The sequence below is a fragment of the Sinorhizobium sp. Y406 genome, from assembly GCF_058732025.1.
Genome location: NZ_CM178974.1, coordinates 300,599 through 325,567, shown reverse-complemented (window position 1 = coordinate 325,567; position 24,969 = coordinate 300,599). Strand labels below are relative to the sequence as shown.

Genomic DNA, 24,969 nt, shown 5'->3' with positions numbered 1-24,969 from the left:
AGAGTGTTAACGCGCACGCGACCAGTCAATAGGCCTGCCAATGCCCGCGAGACGATACCCCTTCATCGACATTGCCGTGCATGCACGGGTGCGGGAGCATTTTGCCCACGGGGATGCATCTGTCCTATTTTCCAAGAATCTCGCGCGGGTGCTTTGGGCCAACGATCAAGGCGCCAGGCTGTTCGGCATGGCCTCGGTCTACGACTTCATTGACAGCGCGCTCGACCCGGGCGATCTTTCTCTGCGCCAGTTGCGCACCGCCGCGGCCCAGCTCGTCACGGTCGGCGACCGTCGGCAGCTCCTCATCCGGATGTCCTCCGGCTTCCGCAGACTTCCCCTCAATGCGACAGTGGAACTGATCCGCATCGGGCCGGACGAGGAGGCCGTCCTCTTCACAACCCCGCACAACGGCAAGGCGCTCTCGACCGAGGAGCGCGCCGCTGCGATGATCGCTGGCCTCGACGGACCGGACACGCACATGGCCGTGCTCGACGACGAGGGAGAGATCATTGCCCAGTCCTCGGGCTTCGAGCGATTGGGACTGCCGGCGCCGGTACGGCGGACACTCGTGACAGCAGTCGCGCGCGACAAGGACAGGCTGATCAAGCGTCCGGTCGCCACCGATAAGGGGCAGTTGCCGGCCGCCATCGGCAAGATTTCCGACTACCCGGCTCTCCATCTCCTCTTCGCCGTGGAAGCCGTTATCGAGGAAGCGACCGCCGCAGCGATCGAGAACACGACCGAGCCGGCGAAGGAGGAAGCGGCTGCCTCGACGACCGAGACGCAGGCGGCCGTGCCGGAGCAGCCGGCGCAAATGACGGAGGACCCGGCTTCGGGCGCGGCCTCCACCGCGGCGATGGCGCGGGAGGTCGGCGACGCTGCCTTCGCCGAGGCGCGAGGAGAAGCGCTGCCAGAGTCTCTGAACGAGGCGAACGCGCCGAGCGAGCAAGCCACAGAGCCGGAGAAGCCGGATGAGGCGGCAAGGGACGCGCGTGAAGGCGCAGCGCCGGCGACTGAATTCAGCTTCGATCCGGGCGGGCGCGCCGTCCGTTTCGTCTGGAAGATCGATGCGGAAGGGCGTTTCAGCGAGATTTCCGAGGAATTCGCCTCCGCGGTCGGGCCGAACGCTGCCGACGTCGTGGGTCTGACCTTCGAAGAGCTTGCCTCCCGCTACGACCTCGACCCCGACAACAAGATCAACGAGCTTCTGCATCGCCGCGATACCTGGTCGGGCAAGACGATCCTCTGGCCGGTGGAGGGGACGAGGCTCAAGGTGCCGGTCGATCTCGCCGCCCTCCCCACCTACTCCCGAACACGCGAATTCGACGGTTTCCGCGGCTTCGGCATCGTGCGGGGCGCCGATGCGGTGGTGGATGAAAAGGCGAGCGGTCTTTCGCTTGGAGGCACGCTGCACCAGGAGAACACCCCCTCAGAGACTGCGGACGGGCAGCCAGAGGCAGCCGCTGGTCCGGAGCCGGAAACCGAAACCGAGGCAGAGCCCGCGATCGGTACCGGTTCGGATTCCGAAACGAGCTCCGATCAACAAACGGCGGCAGAGGACGCCTTTGGCGGCGAGCGGCCCGCGCTTCGCGTTGTCGATCCGCCGGAACGGCCATCTTCGGACAAGATCATCGATCTCGACCTGCGCCGGCCGGCTGGCTCGGGAACCTTGACCCGCGGCGAACAGGCCGCCTTCCGCGAGATTGCGCGGCAGCTCGGCACCCGTTTCGGCGCGCCGGCGGCGGATGCCGCAGGCGAAACGCCAACGGCAGCACAAGCGCCCTTCGCCGAAGAGACGCCATCCGCTCCGGCAATCGAGAGCAAGCCGCCCAAACCGGCGACCGGCAGCGAAGGGTCTCGCGCGCCAGCCGGCGACGAAGCCGTTCCGGCGCGCACGGGCCTTGCCATGAGCAGCGAGATCCTCGACCGCCTGCCTGTCGCCCTTCTCGTCCATCACGGCGACGATCTGCTGCACGCCAATCCGGAATTCCTGCGGCTCACCGGCTACGCGGATCTCGGGGCCTTTGCCCGCGAGGGGGGCCTTGCGGCGCTCTTTACCACTGGCGACGAGTCCCAGGCGTCCAAGCCGGACGGCACAATGACGCTCGTCCGCGAAAGCGGCGAGTTCACACCTGTCACCGCCCATCTGCATTCGATCCGCTGGGAAGGACGAAGCGCGCTCATGCTCGCCATCAGTCCGACCGCAGCGCGTGCAGATGCGAGCGAGCCGCAGGACGCCGTCAGGTTCGCGGAAACGGAAGCGCAGCTGCGGACCGAAATCGACGAGCTTCGCTCGATCCTGGAGACCGCCACCGACGGCGTCGTGGTCCTCGGCCAGGACGGCGACATCCGCACGATGAACAGGTCGGCGAGCGCGCTCTTCAACTATGACGAGGACGCAATGCGCGGTAAACCCTTTGCCGCCCTTTTCGCTCATGAGAGCCAGAGAGCGGTGATCGACTATCTCCAGGGGCTTTCCGGCCACGGCGTCGCGAGCGTTCTCAATGATGGCCGCGAGGTGATCGGACGCGAAGCAGGTGGCGGCTTCATCCCGCTGTTCATGACGATCGGCCGCCTCTCCTCCTCGAACGGCTATTGCGCTGTCATCCGCGACATCACTCAGTGGAAACGCACCGAGGATGAATTGCGCAATGCCAAACGGGCGGCGGAGACGGCGAATGCCCACAAGACGGAGTTCCTGGCTCGCGTCAGTCACGAGATCCGCACACCGCTCAACGCCATCATCGGCTTTTCCGACATGATGGCGAGCGAGCATTTCGGTCCGATCGGTCATCCGCGCTATATCGAATATGCCGGCGATATCGGCCGCTCGGGACGCCATGTGCTCGACATCGTCAACGACCTGCTCGATATCTCGAAGATCGAAGCGGGCGAAATGGAGCTCGATTTCAGCGCCGTGGATCTCAACGAGGCGGTGTCCGAGGCGGTTTCGCTGGTTCAACCGCAGGCCAACAGCCAGCGCGTGATCGTCCGCACATCGCTCTCGACCTCCGTGCCGGAGGTCGTCGCCGACGGCCGGTCGATCAAACAGATCGCGCTCAACATACTGGCGAATGCTATCCGATTCACCCCGTCCGGCGGACAGATCGTGGTGTCGACCGCCTACGAGGCAAACGGCAGCGTCATCCTGCGGATCCGCGACACCGGCGTCGGCATGACGCGCAACGAACTCGACCAGGCGATGAAGCCGTTCAGGCAGGTCACGACCGGTGGGCGCAAGCGAGGCGACGGCACGGGGCTCGGCCTGCCGCTGACCAAGGCCATGGCGGAGGCCAACCGCGCCCAGTTCTCGATCAATTCCGCCCCGAACGAGGGCACTCTGGTGGAGATCGCCTTCCCCTCGCAACGCGTCCTGGCGAACTGACGCGCGGGGCCTTCAGGCTCTCCACCGCCGCACGTTCTTGCAGACGCGCTCAGGTCGCTGCACCTCTTGGAATCTGCGCAACCGGACCTTCCGAAAATCGGTTCCGATTCCCGGGCCGATGCGCTAATGCTGTAACGAAAACTTGACCCGCGAGAACCGGTTTCCGGCGCGTCGGGCAATATCGCCTTGGAATGGATCGATTGCACTTCATCGCCAAAAGCCTCAGACGACGGCATGCCAACTCCGGCACCGGCCTTACCCATCGGATGCTCGCGAGCTGGGCGGGGCTTTCTTCGGCCGTCGTGCTGATGCCGATTCTTGCTATCGCATGGCTTGCAGTCTCCGGCGGCAATGCGGACTGGCCGCACCTGGTGGAGAATGTCGTCCCGCGCGCCGTCACGCGAACGCTCCTGCTTGTGTCGCTGACCGGCGCGTTCACGGCAATCATCGGCATTCTGACCGCGTGGCTGGCGGCCACCTGCGACTTTCCGATGCGCCGCATGCTCTCCGCCGCCCTCGTGCTGCCGCTTGCGATCCCCGCCTATCTGGCGGCTTACGCCTTCGGTGAATTCCTGACTTTCACCGGTCCGGTTCAGGGGCTGGTGCGGGCGCTCTTCGGCTTCCAGTCGAGCCGTGACTACTGGTTCCCCGACGTTCGCTCGCTCGGCGGCGCCGTGCTGGTGATGAGTTCGGTCCTTTACCCCTATATCTATCTCGCCTGCCGCTCCATGTTCCTGATGCAGGGTCGCGCGGCTGCGGATGTCGCGCGCACCCTCGGCGCAGGCCCGGTGAGGGTCTTCCTGCTTGTGCAGGTTCCCATGGCACGGCCGGCGATCATGATCGGCCTCACCCTGGTGGCCATGGAAACGCTGAACGACATCGGCGCGGTCGAATTCCTCGGCGTTCAGACGCTCACCTTCTCCATCTACGACACCTGGCTCAACCGCGGCAGCCTCGCCGGTGCGGCGCAGATCGCCTGCATCATGCTCGTCTTCGTCATCGGGCTGATGATGATCGAGCGCGCGGCGCGGCGCAGGCAGCGCTTTGCAAGCCACAAGACGACGGCAGCCGTCCACGACGTGGTGCGGGTCAAGCTGGCCGGCTGGAAGAAGTGGGCGGCTACCGCCGCCTGCCTCCTTCCCGTGCTCTCAGGTTTTGGAGTTCCCTTCCTCGTCCTCGGTAACTTTGCTTTGAGGCGTCTCGACCAGTTCCTCGCGCCACGGCTCCTGGACGCCTTCCTGCACAGTGTCCTGGTTTCCGGCCTGACGGCGCTCGCGTCGGTGTTCCTCGGCTTCGTACTCGCCTACGCCGCCCGCACGGGACGCTCGCCGATCACGGACGTCGCGGGGCGGCTTGCCTCCTTTGGCTATGGAGTACCGGGAACGGTGCTTGCGATCGGTGTCCTCTTCCCGCTCGCCGCAATCGATAACGCCTTGGATGCCCGGATGCGCGCGTATTTCGACGTTTCCACCGGCCTGATCATGAGCGGGACCGGCTTTGCGATCATCTACGCCTGCACGGTGCGCTTCCTCACCATGGCCGAGGGCACGCTCGAGGCCGGTTTTCACAAGCTCTCGCCACATCTCGACATGGCCGCACGCGCGCTCGGCCGGACCAGCGCCCAGACGCTCCGCACCGTGCTATTGCCCATGATGCGGCCGGCGGTTCTAACCGCCGCCCTTCTCGTCTTCATCGAGACGATGAAGGAGCTCTCAGCCACCATCATGCTGCGCCCCTTCAACTTCAACACGCTCGCCACACTCGTTTACGAGGACGCTTCGCGTGCAAGGGTGGAAGACGCCTCCGTCGCGGCGATCATCATCGTCATTGCCGGCATGATCCCGGTCATTCTCGTTTCGCGTTCTCTGGAAAATCGGTCGTAGCGCATCGGTTCGAAAATGGTACCCGATCTTCGGAAAGCGTGAAGCGCAGATTCAAAGAGTTACAGCGGCTCCTTGCCTGTCAGAAAAGACGCGCGACTGAGCAGGAGTCGTCCGTGAACTATCCGTACGTCTCTGAAAGCGCTCTGTAATTTCTGCTTTCCTGCGGTACAGTGTTGCAAGAAAGGCGCTGGCTAAGCGCGCTTTTCTTGCAATTTGATTTTGCGGTTTGCGCCTTCAGCGCGGCGTGATTCACTCGGTTTAGCGGCGGTGAATCGAGGAGCGGCGATGTCGAGACCACGCGAGCGGCGCGAGACGGGGGAGCAGGATCTATTCCGCTCCCGGCTGGATCAGATCATCAACATGAAGCACGAACTGGTGCGGCTGGCGCAGGCGATCGACTGGCCGTTTCTGGAGCGCCACTTCGGTGAAGTCTATAGCGACGGCCCCGGCATGCCGCCGCTGCCGACGCGGCTGATGGCCGGGCTTTCGATCCTCAAGCATACCTTCAACCTGTCGGACGAGGAGCTGTGCGCCCGCTGGGTGGAGAACCCCTATTTCCAATATCTGTGCGGCGAAGAGTTCTTCCGCCATGACCTGCCGTTCGACCGCTCGTCGATGACCCGCTGGCGAGGGCGCATGGGAGAGGAGCGGCTGACCGCGCTGCTGCAGGAAAGCCTGGCGGTGGCGGTCAAGACCGGGGCGATGCAGCCGGCCGACACACGCCGGGTGATCGTCGACACCACCGTGCAGCCGAAGAACGTGATGTTCCCGACCGACGCGAAGCTCCTCCACCGGGCGCGCGAGCGACTGGTGAGGCTGGCGAAGAAGACCGGCGTGAAGCTGCGCCAGACCTATCTGCGGATCGGCAAGCTGGCGCTGATCAAGCACCAGCGCTACGCCCATGCCAAGCAGTTCAAGCGGGCCAACAAGGCGCTGCGGACCCTCAGGACCTATCTCGGCCGCACCGTCCGCGACGTTCGCCGGCAGATCGGCGATGACGAGAAGCTGCGGGCGATCTTCCTCTGGCCGCTCCACCAGGCCTCGACGGTTCTGGAGCAGCGGCAGCGCCAGCGCGGCCGCAAGATTTACAGCCTGCACGCGCCGGAGGTCGAATGTATCGGCAAAGGCAAGGCGCACAGGCCGTACGAGTTCGGCGTCAAGGTCTCCGTCGCCACCACGCTCAAGCGCTCGAGGGGCGGCCAGTTTGCCCTGCATGCAAAGGCCTTGCCCGGCAATCCCTATGATGGCCACACGCTGGCGACCGTGATCCCGGACATGGAGAAAACCATCGGCAACGAGATCGGCCGCATTCTCGCCGACGCCGGCTACCGCGGCCACAATGCCCCGGAGAGCCACAGGTTCAGGGTCTTCACCAGCGGCCAGAAACGCCGCGTCACGCCGGCGATTAAGCGCGAGATGCGGCGGCGTTCCGCCGTCGAACCGGTCATCGGCCATCTCAAGGCCGAGCACCGCATGGGCCGCAACTATCTCGCCAGCGAACACGGCGACGCCAACAACGCCGTCCTGGCCGCCGCCGGCTACAACTTCTCGCTCCTTCTCAACTGGTTGAGGCAGCTTTTGTGGCTGCTGCTCGCCTGGCTGCACGCCCGAGCGAACCCGCGCGCCGCTTAGCGATAGTCATTGTTCACGGTCGACAGCAGGAAGGCGGCAGCCTGCCGCAGACAAAAAAAGAGGCAGCTCCGAGCCGCCCCTCAAGTCGATGCTAACCAACAAATGCTCGAGAACTCGCGACGTCATGTCGGCGGCAGCATCTCTGCTGCGGTACCGTGCCCGGGGTCGGTCGGCCTCAAGTTAACGAGACCTTGCGCTGCCAAATCCTAACAGAACCTTACTTCCCGATCCGAAAATTTTAGGGAATGACATGCAACTCAACGCTGTTGGTTAATTTCGCAGGCGCAAGAAAGTTAACGGTCGTCCGTCACGTTTCGGCGCGCATGCCGTATCGGAATAGACCACCATTGTGCCGGCTCGGCGCAACCAAAAAATCATCGTCAAGCCATAATCAACTGCCGATAGAAAAATCATGGTCACCGGCTTAGCTCCTCAAAGCATCCAGTCCCGCGAAGAGATCGAGGGCCTCGGGATTCGCCAGCGCCTCCTTGTTCTTGACGGGACGGCCATGCACAACGTCGCGGACGGCCAGTTCGACGATTTTGCCGGATTTGGTGCGCGGAATATCGGCAACGGCAATGACCTTCGCCGGCACGTGCCGCGGCGAAGCGCCCCTGCGGATGCGGTTCTTGATCGCCTGCGTCAGTTCATCGGTCAGTTCGACACCCGGCGCCAAGCGAACGAAAAGGATGACGCGTACGTCGCCCTGCCAATCCTGGCCAATGCAGAGCGCCTCGGCGACTTCCGGCATCAGTTCGACCTGGTTATAGATCTCCGCCGTACCGATGCGCACGCCGCCCGGGTTGAGCGTCGCGTCCGATCGACCGTGAATGATGATGCCGCCATGTGGGGTCCATTCTGCAAAGTCGCCATGGCACCAGACATTTTCGAACCGCTCGAAATAGGCCGCCCGGTACTTGGCGCCGTCTGGGTCGTTCCAGAACTTCACGGGCATCGACGGGAATGCCTTGGCGCAGACGAGTTCGCCCTTCTCTCCGCGGACCGGCTTGCCCTCATCGTTCCAGACGTCGACCGCGAGGCCGAGGCCGGGGCCCTGAATTTCGCCGCGCCAGACGGGCTTCAACGGGTTACCAAGGACGAAGCAGGAAACGATATCGGTGCCGCCGGAAATGGAGGCGAGCTGGACATCGGACTTGACGCCTTCATATACGAAGGAGAACCCCTCGGGTGACAGCGGCGAGCCGGTCGAGGTGATGAGGCGCAGGGTAGACAGATCGTGGGTTTCCACCGGCTTGAAGCCGCCTTTGCGAACCGCGTCGATGTACTTCGCCGACGTGCCGAAGACGGCAAAGCGCTCCTCGGCCGCATAGTCGAAGAGCACGTTGCCGTCCGGATAGAAGGGCGAACCATCATAAAGGCAGAGGGTCGCGCCGACTGCCAGACCGGACGCCAGCCAGTTCCACATCATCCATCCGCAGGTGGTGAAGTAGAAGAGTCTCTCGCCGGGCACAAGTCCGCAATGGAAGCGATGTTCCTTGAGGTGTTGGAGCAGCGTTCCGCCGGCGGAATGCACGATGCATTTCGGCACGCCGGTGGTGCCGGAGGAGAAAAGGATGTAGAGCGGATGGGCAAAGGGCAATCGCTCGAAGGCGAGCGGTTTTGCCTCGAAGCCGGCAATGAAATCCGCAAGGGCGATGCCGCCCGTGATCGATGAGGTCAGCGCGGCGCTGTCGCCCGCATAGGGGACGATCAGCGTCGGCACGCCGAGGCTCTTTGCAACGGCGCGCACCTTGGCGTCGACGTCCTGGCGTTTGCCGTTGTACCAGTAGCCGTCGCAGGCGATGAACAGCTTCGGACCGATCTGGCCGAAGCGGTCGAGCACGCCCTGCTCGCCGAAATCGGGCGAACAGGACGACCAGATGGCGCCGACGGAGGCCGTGGCCAGCATCAGCGCGATCGTCTCCGGCAGGTTCGGCATCATCGCGGCGACGCGGTCGCCGACCCCGATGCCTTGCGCCTTGAACGCCTGCTGCAGCCGCGATACCAGACGCAGCAGTTCGTCCCAGGAGAGCCGGTAGCGGACCTTATCCTCGCCGCGGAAAATCAGGGCATCATCGTTGCCGCTGCCGCGCAGCAGGTTTTCGGCGAAATTGAGTTCTGCATCGGGAAAAAAGCGCGCCTCCAGCATCTGATCGCCATTGGCGAGCGCCGTCTCGCCGCGCTCGCCGAGGACGCCGCAGTGCTCCCATAGGCCGCTCCAGAAATCGCCGCGCTCAGCTACGGACCAGTCGTGAAAGGCGTCGTAATCGGAGAACGTCCGGCCGAAGCGCCGGCCGCACCAGGCGATGAACTCAGCCATCGGGCTTCGCTCGAGCGTCTCGGCATCCGGGACCCACAAAGGACGATCTGTGTTCATGTATTCCTCCTCTCCCTGTTTCTGCTTCTATATCATGCTGCAATGCAAGATAAACAGCATGCCCCGGTCCCCGAGGCGACGACGACGACATTTTTCGGCCGGGCGCATTTGCTTTATGCAAATCATCGGCCTATCCAGACGGTGTCATGCGGGGCGACGGCAAACGGAGCAACATGAAAAGACATATCCTGAGGGCATCGGGCGCCTTGAGGCATCGGCTGCGCGGCCGTCATATCGCCTGGTCGGCCGCGGCCGGAGTTGCTCTCGCCATAGGCTATAACGCGGCGGTCCCCCTGCTCGTGTCGAACACGGACGCGCGCGCGACGATGGAGCGGATGCTCGACGGCTGGTCGGGCGGCAAGACCACGATCGGCGGCGAGCCGGAAATCCGGTTCTGGCCGGAGCCCTTGGTGACGCTGCCTTCCGTGAAGATCGTGTCGCGCGGGCCGGAGCCGCACCTGCTTGCGCAAATCGACCGCATCACAGCCTCATTCAGCCTGATCTCGGCGCTTCGCGGCGAGTCTGCGCTCGACGACATCACGCTTGTCGCGCCGCTCATCACGATCGAGCGCCGCGCAGACGGCACGCTCAATTGGCAACGGCCGCATTGGCTGATCGCCCCAGAGGCCGCAACGCAGGAGGATGACAGCCCTTTCGGCGACATCGCCGTCGAAAACGGGCGGCTGCGCATATCGGACGCGTTTTCCGGCAACGGCGACGGCATCGATCTTTCCGGCATCGCCGGCACGGTCAAGTGGCCTTCCTATGGCGATCGGCTAAGCGCACAATTCTCGACGATGCTTGGCGGACAGCAGGTCGCCTGGGCATTCGTCTGCGACCGTCCGCTCGACCTTTTTGCCAGGCGAAATACGCCCGTCAAAACGTCGATCACGTCGGCACAACTCACCCTGTCATTCGAAGGCATCGGTCATCTTTCCCTCACGCCGTTTGCCTCCGGCCACCTGCAACTTTCCGGGCCCTCGCTTGGGACACTCGTGGCCTGGTATCGCGGATCGGCGGACATGGTGCTGCCGCCGGCCGGTTTCAGCATCGATGCCAAGGTGACGACGGGCGGAAAATCGATCAAGCTGGACGAACTGCAACTGACGATGGGTGACGCGGCCGCCACAGGCGTCCTCGACGTCGCACTTCCGGGCGGCGGGTCGCCGCACATCGCAGGAACCCTCGCCTTCGATCGCATCGACTTCAACGGTCTGCCGGCCTCCATGCCCGCTCGGCCCGAGCGAAGCGACCGGCTGTGGCAGATGGCGGAAATCTATATCAATGGCTGGCGCACGGACCTTCGCATTTCAGCCCAGGACGTGCTCCTCGGACCGCTGCATTTGGAAGATGTCGCCACCGGTGTGATGGTCGACGGCGGTCGGGCTTCGCTCGACATTGGCGACAGCACCTATGCTGGCGGCCGTCTGTCGGGCCGCGTGCAGCTCTCCACGAAGGGCTTGGAACATGGCGGTCGGCTGCAGGTTACGCTCAAGAATGCCGACTTCGCCGCCGTGTTCGCCGACTTCGGCCTGAAAGGTCCAATACCCGTGGGCAATGGGATCCTGAACCTGGATGTCGCTTCCGAGCGAGCCTTCTGGGAAACCGCGACCGGAGACCTCTCGGGTCGCCTCACCTACAGGCTCAGGAACGGCAGTCTGGTCGGCTTCGACGTGCATGCCTTTACCGACCTCGTCCGCAAGGGCGAATTTTTCTCGCTGTCACAGGCAAGCGACGCCACGTTCGACTTCCAGACCGCCGATTTCGAAGCGACTTTCGCCGACGGCACGGCACGTCTCGATCGGGCGCGCTTCGTCAGCCCATCCGGCACAATGTCCGTGACGGGCATGATACCCTATCGCAACGGCAGCCTGGCTTTTGCCGGAGCACTCGAAGACGCCAGCGCCGCCGACGATCAGCCTCTGCGCTTCTTCGTCGGCGGGTCATGGCCGAACGCCGTGGTCACGCCCCTCTCGGTCCTCGTCGGGCCGAATTGAACGCCCTCAATCAGCCGCTCACCGCGAAGGCTGCGCGCTCATCCCTCTCCCGCTGAATTTCCCGGCGCCTCGTGACAGCCGAGGCAATGACCACACCGAGGGCGACGATGCCAATGAGGATCGTGCAGATGGCGTTGATCTCCGGCGTCACGCCGAGGCGCACCTGGCTGTAGATCTTCATCGGCAGGGTCGTGGCGCCCGGTCCCGTCGTGAAGCTCGCAATAACGAGGTCGTCGAGCGAAAGGGTGAAGGCCAGCACCCAACCGGAAAAGACCGCCGGCGCAATGACCGGCAGGGTGATGGCAAAAAATGCCCTGATCGGGGTGGCCCCGAGATCCAGCGCCGCCTCCTCGATCGACCGGTCGAAGCTCAACAGCCGCGACTGAACGACAACGGCAACGAAGCACATTGTGAAGGTGATGTGCGCAAGCGTGATCGTCCAGAAACCCCGGTCAAGCCCGATCGCCACGAAAAGCAAGAGCAGCGACAGGCCGGTGATCACCTCCGGCATCACCAGCGGCGCATAGACCATGCCGGAAAAGAGCACGCGCCCACGGAAGCGCAAATAGCGCACCAGCGTCAGAGCCGCCATCGTGCCGAGAACCGTTGCGACGGTCGCCGATAGCAGCGCCACCCGGATGGTGACCCAGGCGGCATCCAGAAGTCCCCTGTTGTACCAGAGCTGCGTGTACCACTTGGTGGAAAAGCCGGCCCATACCGTGACGAGCCTCGACTCGTTGAAAGAGAAAATTACCAGGAGGACGATCGGCAAGTAGAGGAAACTGAAGCCGAGAACGACCGAGGCAATGTTGAAGCGGGACCACCGGACCATCGTTCACCTCTCCTCGCCGTCGGCCCGGGACTGGACATTCTGGAAATAGACAATCGGAATGACCAGGATCAGGAGCAGGATCGTCGCCACGGCGGACGATACCGGCCAATCGCGGTTGGCATTGAATTCGTTCCAGAGCGTCTTGCCGATCATCAGCGTTTCCGATCCGCCGAGCAGGTCCGGAATGACAAACTCGCCGACGGCCGGGATGAAGACCAGCAGGCAGCCCGCGATGACCCCTGGCAGGGATAGCGGAAAGGTCACACGCCAGAATGCGGCGGTCGGCGTGCAGCCGAGATCCTGGGCCGCTTCGATCAACGCGTGATCCATCTTCTCGAGCGCCGAGTAGATCGGCAGAACCATGAAGGGCAGATAGGAATAGACAATGCCGATATAGACTGCGGCGTTGGTGTTGAGGATGATCAGCGGCTGGTCGATGAGGCCGGTTGCGATCAGGAACTGGTTCAGCAGTCCCTCGGGCTTCAATATCGCGATCCAGGCATAGACGCGGATAAGAAAGCTCGTCCAGAACGGCAGGATCACCATCATCAAGAGCATCGGTCGCATCGATCGCGGCGCCTTCGCCATGCCGTAAGCGATCGGATAGCCGATCAGCAACGTGAGCACAGTGGAGACGGTGGCAATGACGATGCTCGATACATAGGCATTGAAGTAGAGAGCGTCCTCCGTCAGCCAGACATAATTATCCGCCGAGAACTCGCGCATGCTTTCGAGAATGCCCGACAGCCCTTCGGCAAGATTGAAGACTGGCGTGTAGGGAGGCATGGCGATCGCGGTCTGCGACAGCGAGATGCGAAAGACGATGAAGAAAGGGATGAGAAAGAAGAACAACAACCAGGCATAGGGAATGATGATTACCAGGCGGCTGACCAGGCTCGAGGCAATTTTCGCCATGGCTTCAATCCTTCAGCACGACGCCGGCGTCGTCACCGAACGAGATCCAGACCTCCTGGTCGTAGCCGAGCGGATCCTCGACTGCGCGCACGGCGTTGAGCGTCGAAGCCTTGATGACCTGTCCGTTCTTCAGCCGGATGTGAAAGACGGTCATGTCGCCGAGATAGCCGATATCCCAGATTTCACCCGCGGCCGTATTCATGGGTGCATGGGCGGGCGTCTGGCGGCCGATTCTGATCTTCTCCGGACGAATGGCGACGGCCACCCGCGTGCCCTTCGCGAACCCGTCCGGTGACATCATCCGGATCGGAATGCCGCCGGTCGTTTCGAGCTGGACAAAGCCCGCCTCGGCTCCCGTGAGGGCGCCGTCGAAGATGTTCACATCGCCGATGAAGTCGGCGACGAACCGCGAGTTCGGCGCCTCGTAAATCTCCGCAGGCGTCGCCACCTGGACGACCGTGCCATGGCTCATGACGGCGATACGATCGGCCATGGTCATGGCCTCCTCCTGGTCATGGGTGACGACTACGAAGGTGAGGCCGAGTTCCTGCTGCAAATCCATCAGCTCGAACTGGGTCTCCTCGCGCAGCTTCTTATCGAGGGCACCGAGCGGCTCGTCGAGCAGCAGCACCTTCGGCCGCTTGGCAAGCGAGCGGGCGAGCGCCACCCGCTGGCGCTGCCCGCCGGAAAGCTGGTGCGGCTTGCGTTTGGCAAACTTCTCGAGCTTCACGAGCTTCAGCATCTGCTGGACGCGCTCGGCCATGTCCGCCTTCGGCATGCCGTCCTGCTTCAGGCCGAAAGCGATGTTGTTCTCCACCGTCATGTGCGGAAACAGCGCATAGGACTGAAACATCATGTTGACGGGCCGCCGGTAGGGCGGGATGCCCGCGAGGTTCTGGCCATCGAGGATGATCTCGCCCGAAGTTGGCTGCTCGAACCCGGCAAGCATGCGCAAGAGTGTCGACTTTCCGCAACCCGAGGCGCCGAGCAACGCGAAGAACTCGCGCGTGTAGATGTTCAGCGAAAGATCGTCGACGGCGGTGAAATCGCCGAATCTCTTGGTTACGTTCCTGAACGAAATGAATGGTTTGGACGCCGGATCCGTCCAGGGGGCGAAGGCCCGCCGTATACTGCCGAGAGACTTCATCATCTATCCCCGATGCCACAGCCGATGGACCCGGCACGGCAACCGACGCCCATTTCTCTGGTGGGCCGAAACACCATACATGTTTGATCGGCCCACAAAAAATCGCCCGGATCGAGGTCCGGGCAATTCCTTCCACGCCTATTGGCCGGTCACGATCTTCGTCCAGAGTCGCGTGAGCACTCTCTGCTCCCGTGGCTCGAACGGCGTCACCGTGAAAAGCTTCTGCATGACCGCGTCCGACGGGTAGATGGCGGTGTCCTCGAGCACGTCCTTGTCGAGGAACTGCTGCGACGCCTTGTTGCCATTGGCATAGAAGACGTAGTTCGAGGCCTTGGCGATGACCTCGGGCTTCATCAGATAGTTAATGAACTCGTGGGCCTCGTCGACATGCGGCGCATCGGCGGGGATCGCCAGCATGTCGAACCACATCTGCGCTCCCTGCTCGGGGATCGAATAGTCGACGCTCACGCCGGCATTCGCCTCGGCCGCGCGATCGCGCGCCTGGAAGATGTCACCGGAGAAGCCGACTGCCAGGCAAATGTCGCCATTGGCCAGCGCATTGATATATTCCGCCGAATGGAACTTGCGGATATAGGGGCGGACCTTCATCAGTACCTCGGCCGCCTTTTCGAGATCGGCCTGTTCATGGCTGTCCGGATCAAGGCCAAGATAGGCGAGTGCCGAAGGTATAATGTCGGTCGGCGAATCGAGCAGGTGGATACCGCAGTCCTTGAACTTGGCGGCGACCTCCGGGTCGAAGATGACGTCCCAGTTCGGCTTCTCGTCAGCACCAAGGATTTCCTTCATCTTGTCGACATTGTAGCCGATTCCGGTGGTGCCCCACATGTAGTCGACGGCATATTCGTTGCCTGGATCGTACTTGGCTGTACGCTCCATGATCATGTCCCACATGTTCGACAGGTTCGGCAGCTTCGACTTGTCGAGCTTTTGGAACACGCCCGCAGCGATCTGGCGCTGCAGGAAGTATGCGGACGGCACCACGACGTCGTAGCCGGAGCCGCCGGCAAGCAGCTTCGTTTCGAGGATTTCGTTGGAGTCGAAGACGTCATAGACGACCTTGATCCCGGTCTCCTTCGTGAAGTCCTCGAGGATGCTGTCGTCGATATAGTCCGACCAGTTATAGACGTTGACGACCCGCTCCTGTGCCGATGCAAGCGTCGCCGAGCCCGCCAACAAAGCGGCTGCCAAAGTTGCGACGATGAGTTTGGACATGAAACTCCCCTCTTGTTGTCAGGTCGGGGCAAATCTTTACCCGTGCGGTCATGCCCCGTCCGTTGTTCGTTGCGGTGCCGAGGTTAGGCATGTTTCGCAATAACCTCAAGCGCTTTCGCGCCGGAAAAGGCGAGTATTGCGGCGCGCTCGCGTTTCGCCAAGCATGAGCAAAATCGAGCACTTAACAGCCGATGCCGCCCACGCCGCTGCCGCCGGGCCGGGGCGCGGTTTCGTCGGCGCGGCAAAGCCCTGCTGCCGCCGAAACGGCCCAGCGCCTACTGAAAATCGAAGACACTCAAACCCGCCGTCATTTCGTCAAGGCCAAGCGGTCGCGTCACGGGCGGCTCGGCTCGGGCGAGACATCCCTGCCGCTCACAAAGGCGACAGGCCGGCCCGACGGCGATTGCGGGCATGCGCGCAGCACCATAGACGGTGTCATCGGCAAACCCGGCCTCGCAGCCGATCAGTAGAGCGGTGCGCCTGACCCGCTCCTCATAGCTCGCCTGCGGACCGTCGACCGTGCGGGCAATCACCAGGAAGGCACCGCCGTCGGGCATTTCAACGCGGTCGACGAGAATCTGGCCGGGGACGGCGAAGGCGGCATGGACATTTAGCTTGGGACAGGCGCCGCCGAAGCGGGCATGGGGGAAACCCTGCGCTCCCGCCCGGCGCAAACGGTGGCCGGCATTGTCCATCTCCATCAGGAAGAAAGGCACACCGGCCGCACCGGGCCGCTGCAGCATGGTCAGGCGGTTGGCGGCCTGCTCGAAGGAGACCTGGAAGCGGGCTCTCAGGATGTCGATGTCGTATTTCGCGCGAAGCGCCGCAGCGTGAAAGGCGGCGTAAGGCATCATCAACGCGTGGGCGGCATAGCGCGCGAGTTCGAAGCGACCGATGCGCCGGGCCTCGGCGGTCGCCAGGCGGAACTGTTCAAGCTCCGCCACGATCGCCTCATGGCAGGCGATCGATGCCACCTCCATGGCGACCTCACGCGCCTGGTCGAAAGGTGACAGGCGTTCGGAGATAAAGAGCCGCATCGAGTGGCGGTCGAAGCGGCGGCGCAGGTTCGGCATGACATGCAGCGGCAGCGTGCGCACGGCCAGGCCGTGCTCCTTCTTCAACCAGGCCTTCAGCGCCCCGGCCAGATCGTCGCCCGCCGAGAGGGTCGCATGGAATGCTTCTACCGCCTCCTCGATCCGCGCGAAATGATTGGGCCGTGCCTCGAACGCCTCTCTGACCTCGTCGATCGGCAGCCGCGTGTCCGAGACTGCCGCCATGTGGCCCTGCCCGGCCAGCACTGCCGCCAGGTCCTTGAGCCGCGAGGCCTGTTCGCGATAGGCGCGATAGAGCTTGACGACGCCGCCCGCGACATTCGGAGCCGCCTCGGTGACCTCGATCAGTTCCTGGTCTCCGGGGAGTTCGCCGGTCAGCAACGGATCGGCGAAAACCTCGCGCAATTGCTGCAGGCTCCCGCCGGCCTCGCCCTGCAACTCGTCGAGATCGACCTTGTAGACCGAAGCCAGCTTCAACAGAAGCTGCACCGTCAGCGGCCGCTGATTGCGCTCGATCAGGTTCAGATAGGAGGGGGAGATGCCGAGTGCTTCCGCCATCGCCGTTTGCGTCAACTGCATGCCGTTGCGAATTCGCCTGACGCGTGGCCCCGCAAAGATCTTGTTCTCGGCCATTTGTAACTCCATTGACAAATCGGCAGGCAGACGCGCTTTTACATTTTTTACATATTTACTTCAACTCACTGTCAAACTCAAGACAAAGTAACCCTTTTGAATCCGCACGTCTCTCGATTTTCGTGGCGTCATTCCGCAGCGCAATGTAAAAACTGTCATATGAACTTACGGGGTGGAAGCGCCGTGAGACTAAAGTCGAAGAGCTATCGATTTCATCAGGAGGCAAGAATGACTGATTTTTACAAACTCGTTCCGAGTGCACCGCACGGACGTTTCGACGGTGTTGAACGCCCCTATTCGGCGCAAGACGTGCAGCGGCTCCGCGGCTCGGTCGAGCTTCGGTATTCGCTTGCCGAAATGGGCGCGAACCGCCTTTGGAAGCTCATCCACGAGGAAGATTTCGTCAATGCTCTCGGCGCGCTTTCGGGCAACCAGGCCATGCAGATGGTCCGCGCCGGACTGAAGGCGATCTACCTCTCCGGCTGGCAAGTCGCTGCCGATTCCAACACCGCCTCCGCCATGTATCCGGACCAGTCGCTCTATCCGGCCAATGCTGCGCCGGAACTCGCAAAACGCATCAACCGGACGCTGCAGCGCGCCGACCAGATCGAGACCGCCGAAGGCAAGGGACTTTCGGTCGACACCTGGTTCGCCCCGATCGTCGCCGATGCGGAGGCAGGCTTCGGCGGGCCGCTCAATGCCTTCGAGATCATGAAGGCATTCATCGAAGCGGGTGCGGCAGGCGTCCACTATGAGGACCAGCTCGCGTCCGAGAAGAAATGCGGCCATCTCGGCGGCAAAGTGCTGATCCCGACCGCGGCGCATATTCGCAATCTGAATGCCGCCCGGCTTGCTGCCGATGTCATGGGCGTGCCGACGCTGGTCATCGCCCGCACGGACGCGGAAGCGGCAAAGCTGCTCACTTCGGATATCGACGAGCGTGACCGGCCCTTCGTCGATTACGACGCCGGCCGCACGGTCGAGGGCTTCTATCAGGTGAAGAACGGACTTGAGTCCTGCATCGCGCGGGCGATCGCCTATGCGCCGCATTGCGACCTCATCTGGTGCGAGACCTCGAAGCCGGATCTCGAGCAGGCGCGCAAATTCGCCGAGGGCGTGCACAAGGCGCATCCGGGTAAGCTGCTTGCCTATAATTGCTCGCCGTCGTTCAATTGGAAGAAGAACCTGGACGATGCGACGATCGCCAAGTTCCAGCGGGAGCTCGGCGCGATGGGCTACAAGTTCCAGTTCATCACGCTCGCCGGCTTCCATCAGCTGAACTACGGCATGTTCGAACTCGCCCGCGGCTACAAGGAACGGCAGATGGCCGCCTATTCGGAATTGCAGGAGGCGGAATTCGCGGCCGAGGTCAACGGCTACACCGCGACCAAGCATCAGCGCGAAGTCGGCACCGGCTACTTCGACGCGGTGTCGCTGGCGATCACCGGCGGCCAATCGTCGACAACCGCCATGAAGGAATCGACCGAGCACGACCAGTTCCGCCCGGCGGCAGAATGACGGAGGCGAGGCGCGCGCATTCCCTGCCCCTCGCGCGCCTCGCAGGATGCATCGAACCGAAGCGGGACGGCACCGAAATGCCCCCCCGCATCCGGTTCCAACCCCTAAGAGGAGAACTCCAATGACAGTCCAGACACGCGTCAAGGAACGGGCCGAGGAACAATCATCGGCCATGACAACAGAACAGCAGGCCGCAATCCGCATGGTCGCCAATGATCTGCATCGGCTTAACCAAGCCGTCATGAAGGCGGTCGACGCAGGCGTCTCGGTCGAACTCGTACGCTCGGCACGCCATCACGGCGGCGACGGCAACTGGGGCGATCTGCTGATCCCCGTCATCGTCACCCAAGGGCGGGCGTGATGATCGCGGTTTCCGCGGCGACCGCCATCCTGCTCGGCGCCGGGCTGTGGACGCACTTCCGGCCGATGCTGGTTCCAGTATCCGTGGTGGAACCCTCCCGGACCGGCGCGCGGCGCTGACGCAATCCCCGGGGATCGGCCGGCGCCAGGCCGGCCGATCCGCATCAACATCCAAGCGATGCTGCGGCTCAGGCGGCGTTCCGCCGCGGCCGTTTTCCGGCAAAGAGATCAGCGTGGCTGCGCAAGAGCCGCGTCATTCGGTCCACGACAGCTCGAATGTCCCGCCTGTGGCGATCCTCGTTGTTCATTACGATCCACTGCCGGTGTCGGAGCAACGCGATCTCCTCGCCCGCCCGCTGCAGCAGCGGATCGAGATCGCCGACGAAACAGGGCAGCACCGCCGTCCCCGCCCCGGCGCGGGCAAGGTCGAGCAGGGAACGCGGGCGCGTTACCGTCGCGACGATCCGGCCTGTCGCTTGTTCGTGCGGCCAACGCAAATAGGCCGAACGCGCTTCCTCTTCGCCGACGGCCAGCCAGCGTTCCACGGTGCCCGGCGCGTTTCTCTGCCGATAGGCGGCATAGGCGACTTCGCCGATCAGCCGTGACGCGAGATAGGCTTCCTCCGGCTCGAAGGCGCGAATGCCGATGTCGCTCTCGCGATAGGCGAGGCTCGCCCGCGCTTCGCCTGTCGAAAGCGCAATATTGAAGGAATCGCGCTCGGTACAGATCGCCGGAAAATTCTCCGCGACCAGCCACGAGACCCATGTCCCCGCCGCGACGCGGATGGTTACGGCCCCGTCGCCCTGCTCCTGCCAATTCTCCACCTTGCGGGCCGCCGCTTCCATCTCGCGCAGTTGCTCGAACAGAACGCGGCCGTCGGAAGTCAGTGTGTAACCCGTCTGGCTGCGGACGAAGAGCGCCCGGCCGGTGCGCTCCTCCAGTTCCAGCATGCGGCGGCCGATGGTCGCGGCGCTCAGGCCCATCGCCTGCACCGCTCCCGTCAAACCGCCGCCGCGCACCACGGTCATGAAACAGCGGTAGATGTCCCAATCCATGTTTTTCATCAGTGAAAAACATAAGCGGAATTCGACTGTATGTAAAACAGTCCGAGATGCATAAAAGAAGGGATGCTTGCAAACAAGGAGCATCACCATGGACATGATGGCAATGGCTTTTCTATTCGACATGGCGTCGAGAAACCGGCGCCGCCTCGATCAACGCTTTGATATCCAGTCGCCCGCGTGCAAGGAGACTTTCGCGGAGAACATGCTTTCGGCACTGTTCCGCAGACGCCGCCGGAGGATATTCCGCAAGAACAGCGGCGGCGCGCACGGCGCTGTAGAAATCGAGGGAAAACCCTGCGCGGCGGAGCGATACAGCAGGTGCCTTGACTGAAGGGACTGCCGCTCTGCTTCCAATCCATAACCAAATAGTTGACGCCGCGCATTTGCAAATGCGCGGCGTCCAGTCTGCTATTTGGTAAGGCGGCTCAAATCAGGCGGCGCGATAAACCTCGCCCGCTCCGCTCTCCCGCTCCAACCGAAACTGCTCGACCAGCATCATCAGCGTATCGGCTTGGCTGGCCAAGGCCCGGCTGGTCGCGGTCGCTTCCTCCACCATCAGGGCATTCTGCTGGGTCATCTGGTCCATCTGGTTGACGGAGTCGTTGACCTCGTTCAGCGCCGTCGCTTGGTCGCGGCTGGCGGTAGCGATCATCTCTACGTGCTGACTGACGGTTACGATCTCGGCGCTGATCGAAGCAAGCACGGCTCCCGTCTCCTTGACGAGCAGCGAGCCGGAATTGACCTCCTGGGTCGACTTGTTGATGAGGTCCTTGATCTCGTGCGCCGCCTCAGCCGAGCGCTGCGCCAGTTCGCGCACCTCCTGCGCAACGACTGCAAAGCCCTTGCCCGCTTCGCCCGCACGCGCCGCCTCGATGCCGGCATTGAGCGCCAGGAGATTGGTCTGGAAGGCGATGTCGTCAATCACTTCGATGATCTGCTCGATCTTGCGCGAGGCGTCTTCGATGCGACCCATGGCGGCGATCGCATTCGTGACGACGGTTGCCGAACTGTCGGCACTTTTCTTGGTCTGCGACACGGCCTGGTTCGCCTCGTGCGCACGCTCGGCGGAAGAGCGCACGGTCACGGTGATCTGGTCGACGGCCGCGGCGGTCTGCTCGAGAGAGGCCGCCTGCGCCTCCGTGCGTTTCGAGAGCGAATCGGCCGAATGGTGCATGCCGGCTCCGCTCTGCTGGATTGCCTGGGCATTGGCGCGAATCTGCGCCAACGTGTCCTGCAGCCGGATGAGTGATCCGTTGAAATCAATCCGCAACTGCTCGAGCCGGCCGTTGAAGGGTACCTCAATCTGCTGCGAGAGATCGCCTTGCGCCAGGCGCCCGAGGCCCGCCGCGAGTTCATTGACCGCCAGGTCGATCTGGCGGTCGAGTTCCCGCTTCTCCGCGTCGTTGCGGCTGCGCTCGGCCTCGGCGCGGGCGCGCTGTTCGACGCTCTCGGCCTCGATGCGGACCTTCGACAGGGCATTCTCTTTGAAGACCCCAAGGGCACGCGCCATGTCGCCGATCTCGTCGCGTCGACCATCGCCGTCGATCGCCGTATCGAGCCGGCCGTCGGCAAGGCGTCGCATGGCCGCCGTGATCTGGCCGATCGGCCGCTTCAGCGTCAACGTCAGGGCAACGCCAGCTAGCAGCGCTATCACGACGCCGGCAATGGTGGCTCCAACGGAAATCTGATTGGCTTCCTTGCGTTCCGTGCCGGCGGCAACCTTTTGCTGCTCGGCAAAGCCGGTCAGGTCATTCCAGATCTCATCGATCGATGCGCCGGCCGCGTTGAACTCGGTGTTCCGCTTGCCGGTTATCTCGACCAGTTCGACACCATCCCTCTTCATTGCATTGATGAGCGGAACGATTGCATCTGCCAAGGCGTCGAACGAACTCGCGTCCTTTGAGATGCCGCGCAAAGTCGTCAAGTTCGTCTGCACGGCCAGGAACTTGTCCAAGAGCGCCTTGCGGTTCTCCTCGCTCGTCTTGCCGAGGAATGCGGCCGCAGATATCTGAATGTCCGTAAGCGATGTGGATAGCCGGCGCATCGCCGTCAAGATCGATTCAGTGCTGGCAATCTTGCCGTCTAGCTGACTGAATATCTGCGTCGCCTCGCGCATCTTGCCGACGGCAGCGGCTTCGAGCCGGAAGCTCGCGTTGCGGAAGCGGTCGATATATTTGGAGAGACCAGCAAGTGTTTCGGGCCCGGCGGGCGCTCTGATGATAGCACCGATCGCCCCTGAAGCCGAATTGACCGTCTCGGAGAGAGATTTCTCCTCCTTCGGCAGAAGCGCGAAGATGTCGCGCTGCGTACGGCCGATCATCGGAAAGCGTTCTTGGGCGACCTTCAGCTTGTCCTCGACGGTTATCGCGCCGCTGACTTCGGTGGCGAATTCGCTATAGAAGCGGCTCGCGCGCAGGAGCTTTTCGGCGTTGCGCAGCATGGTTTTCGCCGCATTCTCGTCCTTGCGCACCGCATATTGCAGTTCATTGGTCTGTTCGCTGATCTTCATCTGCTCGGCGGCCAGCTTTTCCAGATTGGTCCGCGTCGCCAGGCGGAGCTGCTGCTCGCTCTCGTGCAAGGTCCAAAGGCCATCGATACGGGTCTCGATCTCGCTCGTAGCGGCCGTCGCATCAGCGAGTTCCCGTTCGCCGCTTGCCCCCGCCACATGGGCGGCCGTCGCAGCCAGCACATTCTTCTGCGCGGCAATCGTCTCCTTCACCGCCTGGCGGCTCTCCTCGGTTGTCTCATGCAGGAACTGGTTCATTCCCGCGTAGACATCCTTGAAGCCGCTCAAGGTCTGCAGGACGCTGTTCGAGATTTCCATGCGTCCCTGCAGCAGTCCCGAGGCATAGAGGCCGGTGAGGCCGACGGCGGAGATGCTGACGACGAAAGGCAGGATGAAGAACAGAACCTTCGTCTGAATCTTGAAACGGGCAAGAATCCTGTCAATGAGCATGAAATACCTCGGCTCCCTGCCTGCGTTTCGCCTCCCCCAGCGACCTAAAGCCCCCGACCCGGCTCGCGCCAGCACCGTTGAGACTGCAGCTTGGATGTCACCCGATGCGGAAACAGGCTGATGTATTTTGAAGGTCATTGCGGCGCACGCCGCCAGCCCGCCGGCAATCATTGCGGGGCCGCACTGCCTGTCGGCAGCAGGGACCCTGCGGACTCACGTTGCGCCCATATTCGGGCGCAACCATTAAAATTCCTATAAGCGCAGCGAGCCCCAGATTGGTGGCCGATGGTCGTGAGCGCCGTCAGTGCGCCTGCACGGCAGGAACGCGCGCGTCAGAACGAGAGAAAACCGGCGACGACTGCGATCGCGAAGAGAGTGAGAAACGCAGCGAAGGCGATCAGTTCCGCTTCGGAGCGGCTTTCCCCGGTCCGGGCAATAGCGATGGCGCGGGAGCGGCGGCGTTGCTTGTCCATGGCATCCTGTCCTCGACACTTGGCTGGCAGGCCCCGGCCTGCCATGCGCTGCATGGTGCAAGCATCCTGCTGCTGAGGAACGTTCAGTTTGCGAGCCATTCCGCCAGTGCGGTCTTTGCAACCATGAAAACGAGGTTCGGCCATTTCCATTAACAATGGCTGAAGAAGCAAATCACCCTTTTGTAGCGGTCGTTACACCGCTTGACCAGCAGCAAAGCCGGATGCCCAGGCCCATTGAAAATTATAGCCGCCAAGCCAGCCGGTCACGTCCACGCATTCGCCGATGAAGTAGAGCCCGGGCACGTCTCGTGCCTGCATCGACTTTGAATCGAGCGCACGGGTATCGATACCACCGAGCGTCACTTCGGCGGTGCGGTAACCCTCGGACCCGGCGGGCTTCAACGTCCATGCCTGGATGGAGGTCGCCAGCGCCTCGATCGCCCGGTCGGAGAGATCGGCAAGCAGCCGCCCGGTGAGCCTTGCCTCCTCGGCAAAGAAGTGCGCGAGGCGCCGCGGCAGGATCTCGGCGAGCGCCGTTTGCGGCGCCTGCCGCCCGTTCGTGCGACGCATTGCCTTGAGGATCCCGGCAATATTGACCTCTGGCATCAGCTTGAGGACGATTTCCGCGCCTTCCCGCCAATAGGAGGAAATCTGCAGGATGGCTGGTCCGCTCAAACCCCGGTGCGTGACGAGTACCGCCTCGCGAAAGGCGGCCTGACCGAAACGCACCTCGGCATCGGCTGCGACGCCGGCGAGAACCCCAAGCTTTTCGAGGTGCGCTTGGTCGAGCGTCAGGGGCACCAGCGCCGGCCGCGTCTCGACGACAGGCAGCCCGAACTGCTCGGCGATACGATAGGCCAGACCCGTCGCGCCCATCTTCGGGATGGACTTTCCGCCGCTCGCGACAACCAGCGAATCCGTTTCGACCGTCCCGGTGCTCGTGGTCACCCGAAAGCCCGAGACGATCCGCTCGACGGCGGAGATCGCCGTTTCGAGCCTCAACGCCGCACCTGCCTGCTTCATCTCGGCAAGCAGCATGCGGACGATGTTCCTGGCCGAATGATCGCAGAAGAGCTGTCCCAGCGTCTTCTCGTGCCAGGCAATTCCGTGCCGTTCGACGAGCGCCACGAAATCCTGCGGGCGATAGCGCGCGAGCGCCGACTTGCAAAAATGCGGATTGTCGGAAAGGAAGTTCTTCGGCCCTGCATGAATATTGGTGAAGTTGCAGCGGCCGCCGCCGGAGATCCGTATCTTCTCGCCCGGAGCCTTCCCGTGGTCGAGCACGAGAACGCGCCGTCCGCGCTTTGCCGCCTCGATCGCGCACATCATGCCGGCGGCGCCGGCTCCAATGATCACCACGTCCTGCTTCTCGGCCACGCAATAGCTCTCCACGTTTCCGCCTTCCTTCCCGGCGGCCCGCCAAATGTCAATTCCCAACGCCTTCGGGGAGCTCGGGGCGGGCAAAATTCGCTGACGCAATTTCGGGTGCCGCAGGCTCTGCCGCCATTCAAT

The 24,969-nt window shown here is 62.9% G+C and carries 17 protein-coding genes; 7 read left to right on the top strand and 10 right to left on the bottom strand.

The features are described from left to right. Positions 1-40: 40 nt before the first annotated feature. The 3 genes from AC4P1R_RS01490 (at position 41) to AC4P1R_RS01480 (ending at position 6,900) form a co-directional block, all read left to right on the top strand. Entirely contained in the window at positions 41-3,385 is a 3,345-nt protein-coding gene (locus AC4P1R_RS01490) for an ATP-binding protein (RefSeq protein ID WP_492177326.1), read from the top strand. Between the two features lie 200 nt (positions 3,386-3,585). Beyond that, the gene (locus AC4P1R_RS01485; RefSeq protein WP_492177325.1) at positions 3,586-5,268 is read left to right on the top strand and encodes an ABC transporter permease; all 1,683 of its coding nucleotides are present in this window, start codon (positions 3,586-3,588) and stop codon (positions 5,266-5,268) included. A gap of 285 nt (positions 5,269-5,553) precedes the next feature. Continuing rightward, positions 5,554-6,900: an IS5 family transposase gene (locus tag AC4P1R_RS01480; protein ID WP_492176801.1), complete on the top strand. Its 1,347-nt coding sequence runs from the start codon at positions 5,554-5,556 to the stop codon at positions 6,898-6,900. A gap of 424 nt (positions 6,901-7,324) precedes the next feature. On the opposite strand, the gene AC4P1R_RS01475 is transcribed toward AC4P1R_RS01480, so the two are convergent. Then, positions 7,325-9,277 carry an acetoacetate--CoA ligase gene (locus AC4P1R_RS01475; protein ID WP_069459445.1) on the bottom strand — a complete coding sequence of 651 codons (1,953 nt, stop codon included), beginning with the start codon at positions 9,275-9,277 and terminating at the stop codon, positions 7,325-7,327. 173 nt (positions 9,278-9,450) lie between these two features. Between AC4P1R_RS01475 and AC4P1R_RS01470 the strand changes: the two genes are divergently transcribed. Beyond that, positions 9,451-11,274 (top strand): AsmA family protein, encoded by a 1,824-nt coding sequence (locus tag AC4P1R_RS01470; protein ID WP_069459981.1) that lies wholly within the window; start codon positions 9,451-9,453, stop codon positions 11,272-11,274. Positions 11,275-11,284: 10 nt separating this feature from the next. On the opposite strand, the gene AC4P1R_RS01465 is transcribed toward AC4P1R_RS01470, so the two are convergent. The 5 genes from AC4P1R_RS01465 to AC4P1R_RS01445 all read right to left on the bottom strand — a co-directional run bounded on the left by AC4P1R_RS01465 (position 11,285) and on the right by AC4P1R_RS01445 (position 17,086). Further along, positions 11,285-12,106, bottom strand: coding sequence for an ABC transporter permease subunit (locus tag AC4P1R_RS01465; RefSeq protein WP_069459446.1), 822 nt, complete (start codon positions 12,104-12,106; stop codon positions 11,285-11,287). A gap of 3 nt (positions 12,107-12,109) precedes the next feature. Continuing rightward, positions 12,110-13,021, bottom strand: coding sequence for an ABC transporter permease subunit (locus AC4P1R_RS01460; RefSeq protein ID WP_069459447.1), 912 nt, complete (start codon positions 13,019-13,021; stop codon positions 12,110-12,112). A 4-nt stretch (positions 13,022-13,025) separates the two neighbouring features. Next, positions 13,026-14,168, bottom strand: coding sequence for an ABC transporter ATP-binding protein (locus AC4P1R_RS01455; RefSeq protein WP_069459448.1), 1,143 nt, complete (start codon positions 14,166-14,168; stop codon positions 13,026-13,028). 138 nt (positions 14,169-14,306) lie between these two features. Further along, entirely contained in the window at positions 14,307-15,401 is a 1,095-nt protein-coding gene (locus tag AC4P1R_RS01450) for a polyamine ABC transporter substrate-binding protein (RefSeq protein ID WP_069459449.1), read from the bottom strand. A gap of 275 nt (positions 15,402-15,676) precedes the next feature. Then, positions 15,677-17,086, bottom strand: a complete 1,410-nt coding sequence (locus AC4P1R_RS01445) for a helix-turn-helix domain-containing protein (protein ID WP_069459450.1) — start codon at positions 17,084-17,086, stop codon at positions 15,677-15,679. A gap of 228 nt (positions 17,087-17,314) precedes the next feature. Between AC4P1R_RS01445 and aceA the strand changes: the two genes are divergently transcribed. Both aceA and AC4P1R_RS01435 read left to right on the top strand, forming a co-directional pair. Beyond that, a complete protein-coding gene (aceA, locus tag AC4P1R_RS01440) occupies positions 17,315-18,604 on the top strand; it encodes an isocitrate lyase (protein ID WP_492177323.1) in 1,290 nt (429 codons plus the stop codon). 121 nt (positions 18,605-18,725) lie between these two features. Next, a complete protein-coding gene (locus AC4P1R_RS01435) occupies positions 18,726-18,965 on the top strand; it encodes an SMc00767 family acetate metabolism repressor (protein ID WP_069459452.1) in 240 nt (79 codons plus the stop codon). 187 nt (positions 18,966-19,152) lie between these two features. Here AC4P1R_RS01435 and AC4P1R_RS01430 read toward each other — a convergent pair whose 3' ends face one another. Further along, positions 19,153-20,028, bottom strand: a complete 876-nt coding sequence (locus AC4P1R_RS01430) for a LysR family transcriptional regulator (protein WP_069459453.1) — start codon at positions 20,026-20,028, stop codon at positions 19,153-19,155. An 88-nt stretch (positions 20,029-20,116) separates the two neighbouring features. Between AC4P1R_RS01430 and AC4P1R_RS01425 the strand changes: the two genes are divergently transcribed. Beyond that, complete coding sequence (locus AC4P1R_RS01425; RefSeq protein ID WP_151610843.1) at positions 20,117-20,359, top strand: hypothetical protein; 243 nt, start codon at positions 20,117-20,119, stop codon at positions 20,357-20,359. 99 nt (positions 20,360-20,458) lie between these two features. Here the strand turns inward: AC4P1R_RS01425 and AC4P1R_RS01420 are convergent, their stop codons facing one another. The 3 genes from AC4P1R_RS01420 to AC4P1R_RS01410 form a co-directional block, all read right to left on the bottom strand. Then, complete coding sequence (locus AC4P1R_RS01420) at positions 20,459-22,984, bottom strand: methyl-accepting chemotaxis protein (RefSeq protein WP_151610842.1); 2,526 nt, start codon at positions 22,982-22,984, stop codon at positions 20,459-20,461. A 332-nt stretch (positions 22,985-23,316) separates the two neighbouring features. Next, the gene (locus AC4P1R_RS01415; protein ID WP_165614727.1) at positions 23,317-23,457 is read right to left on the bottom strand and encodes a hypothetical protein; all 141 of its coding nucleotides are present in this window, start codon (positions 23,455-23,457) and stop codon (positions 23,317-23,319) included. A gap of 192 nt (positions 23,458-23,649) precedes the next feature. Next, positions 23,650-24,834, bottom strand: a complete 1,185-nt coding sequence (locus tag AC4P1R_RS01410; RefSeq protein ID WP_069459982.1) for a BaiN/RdsA family NAD(P)/FAD-dependent oxidoreductase — start codon at positions 24,832-24,834, stop codon at positions 23,650-23,652. Positions 24,835-24,969: the final 135 nt, after the last annotated feature.

Excerpts from the sequence above, each read along its gene's own strand:
- AC4P1R_RS01460 (WP_069459447.1), bottom strand. The coding sequence starts at position 13,021 with ATGGCGAAAATTGCCTCGAGCCTGGTCAGCCGCCTGGTAATCATCATT.
- AC4P1R_RS01490 (WP_492177326.1), top strand. The coding sequence starts at position 41 with ATGCCCGCGAGACGATACCCCTTCATCGACATTGCCGTGCATGCACGG.
- AC4P1R_RS01465 (WP_069459446.1), bottom strand. The coding sequence starts at position 12,106 with ATGGTCCGGTGGTCCCGCTTCAACATTGCCTCGGTCGTTCTCGGCTTC.
- AC4P1R_RS01455 (WP_069459448.1), bottom strand. The coding sequence starts at position 14,168 with ATGAAGTCTCTCGGCAGTATACGGCGGGCCTTCGCCCCCTGGACGGAT.
- AC4P1R_RS01470 (WP_069459981.1), top strand. The coding sequence starts at position 9,451 with ATGAAAAGACATATCCTGAGGGCATCGGGCGCCTTGAGGCATCGGCTG.
- AC4P1R_RS01420 (WP_151610842.1), bottom strand. The coding sequence starts at position 22,984 with ATGCTCATTGACAGGATTCTTGCCCGTTTCAAGATTCAGACGAAGGTT.
- aceA (WP_492177323.1), top strand. The coding sequence starts at position 17,315 with ATGACTGATTTTTACAAACTCGTTCCGAGTGCACCGCACGGACGTTTC.
- AC4P1R_RS01475 (WP_069459445.1), bottom strand. The coding sequence starts at position 9,277 with ATGAACACAGATCGTCCTTTGTGGGTCCCGGATGCCGAGACGCTCGAG.
- AC4P1R_RS01480 (WP_492176801.1), top strand. The coding sequence starts at position 5,554 with ATGTCGAGACCACGCGAGCGGCGCGAGACGGGGGAGCAGGATCTATTC.
- AC4P1R_RS01450 (WP_069459449.1), bottom strand. The coding sequence starts at position 15,401 with ATGTCCAAACTCATCGTCGCAACTTTGGCAGCCGCTTTGTTGGCGGGC.
- AC4P1R_RS01435 (WP_069459452.1), top strand. The coding sequence starts at position 18,726 with ATGACAGTCCAGACACGCGTCAAGGAACGGGCCGAGGAACAATCATCG.
- AC4P1R_RS01430 (WP_069459453.1), bottom strand. The coding sequence starts at position 20,028 with ATGAAAAACATGGATTGGGACATCTACCGCTGTTTCATGACCGTGGTG.
- AC4P1R_RS01425 (WP_151610843.1), top strand. The coding sequence starts at position 20,117 with ATGGACATGATGGCAATGGCTTTTCTATTCGACATGGCGTCGAGAAAC.
- AC4P1R_RS01445 (WP_069459450.1), bottom strand. The coding sequence starts at position 17,086 with ATGGCCGAGAACAAGATCTTTGCGGGGCCACGCGTCAGGCGAATTCGC.
- AC4P1R_RS01415 (WP_165614727.1), bottom strand. The coding sequence starts at position 23,457 with ATGGACAAGCAACGCCGCCGCTCCCGCGCCATCGCTATTGCCCGGACC.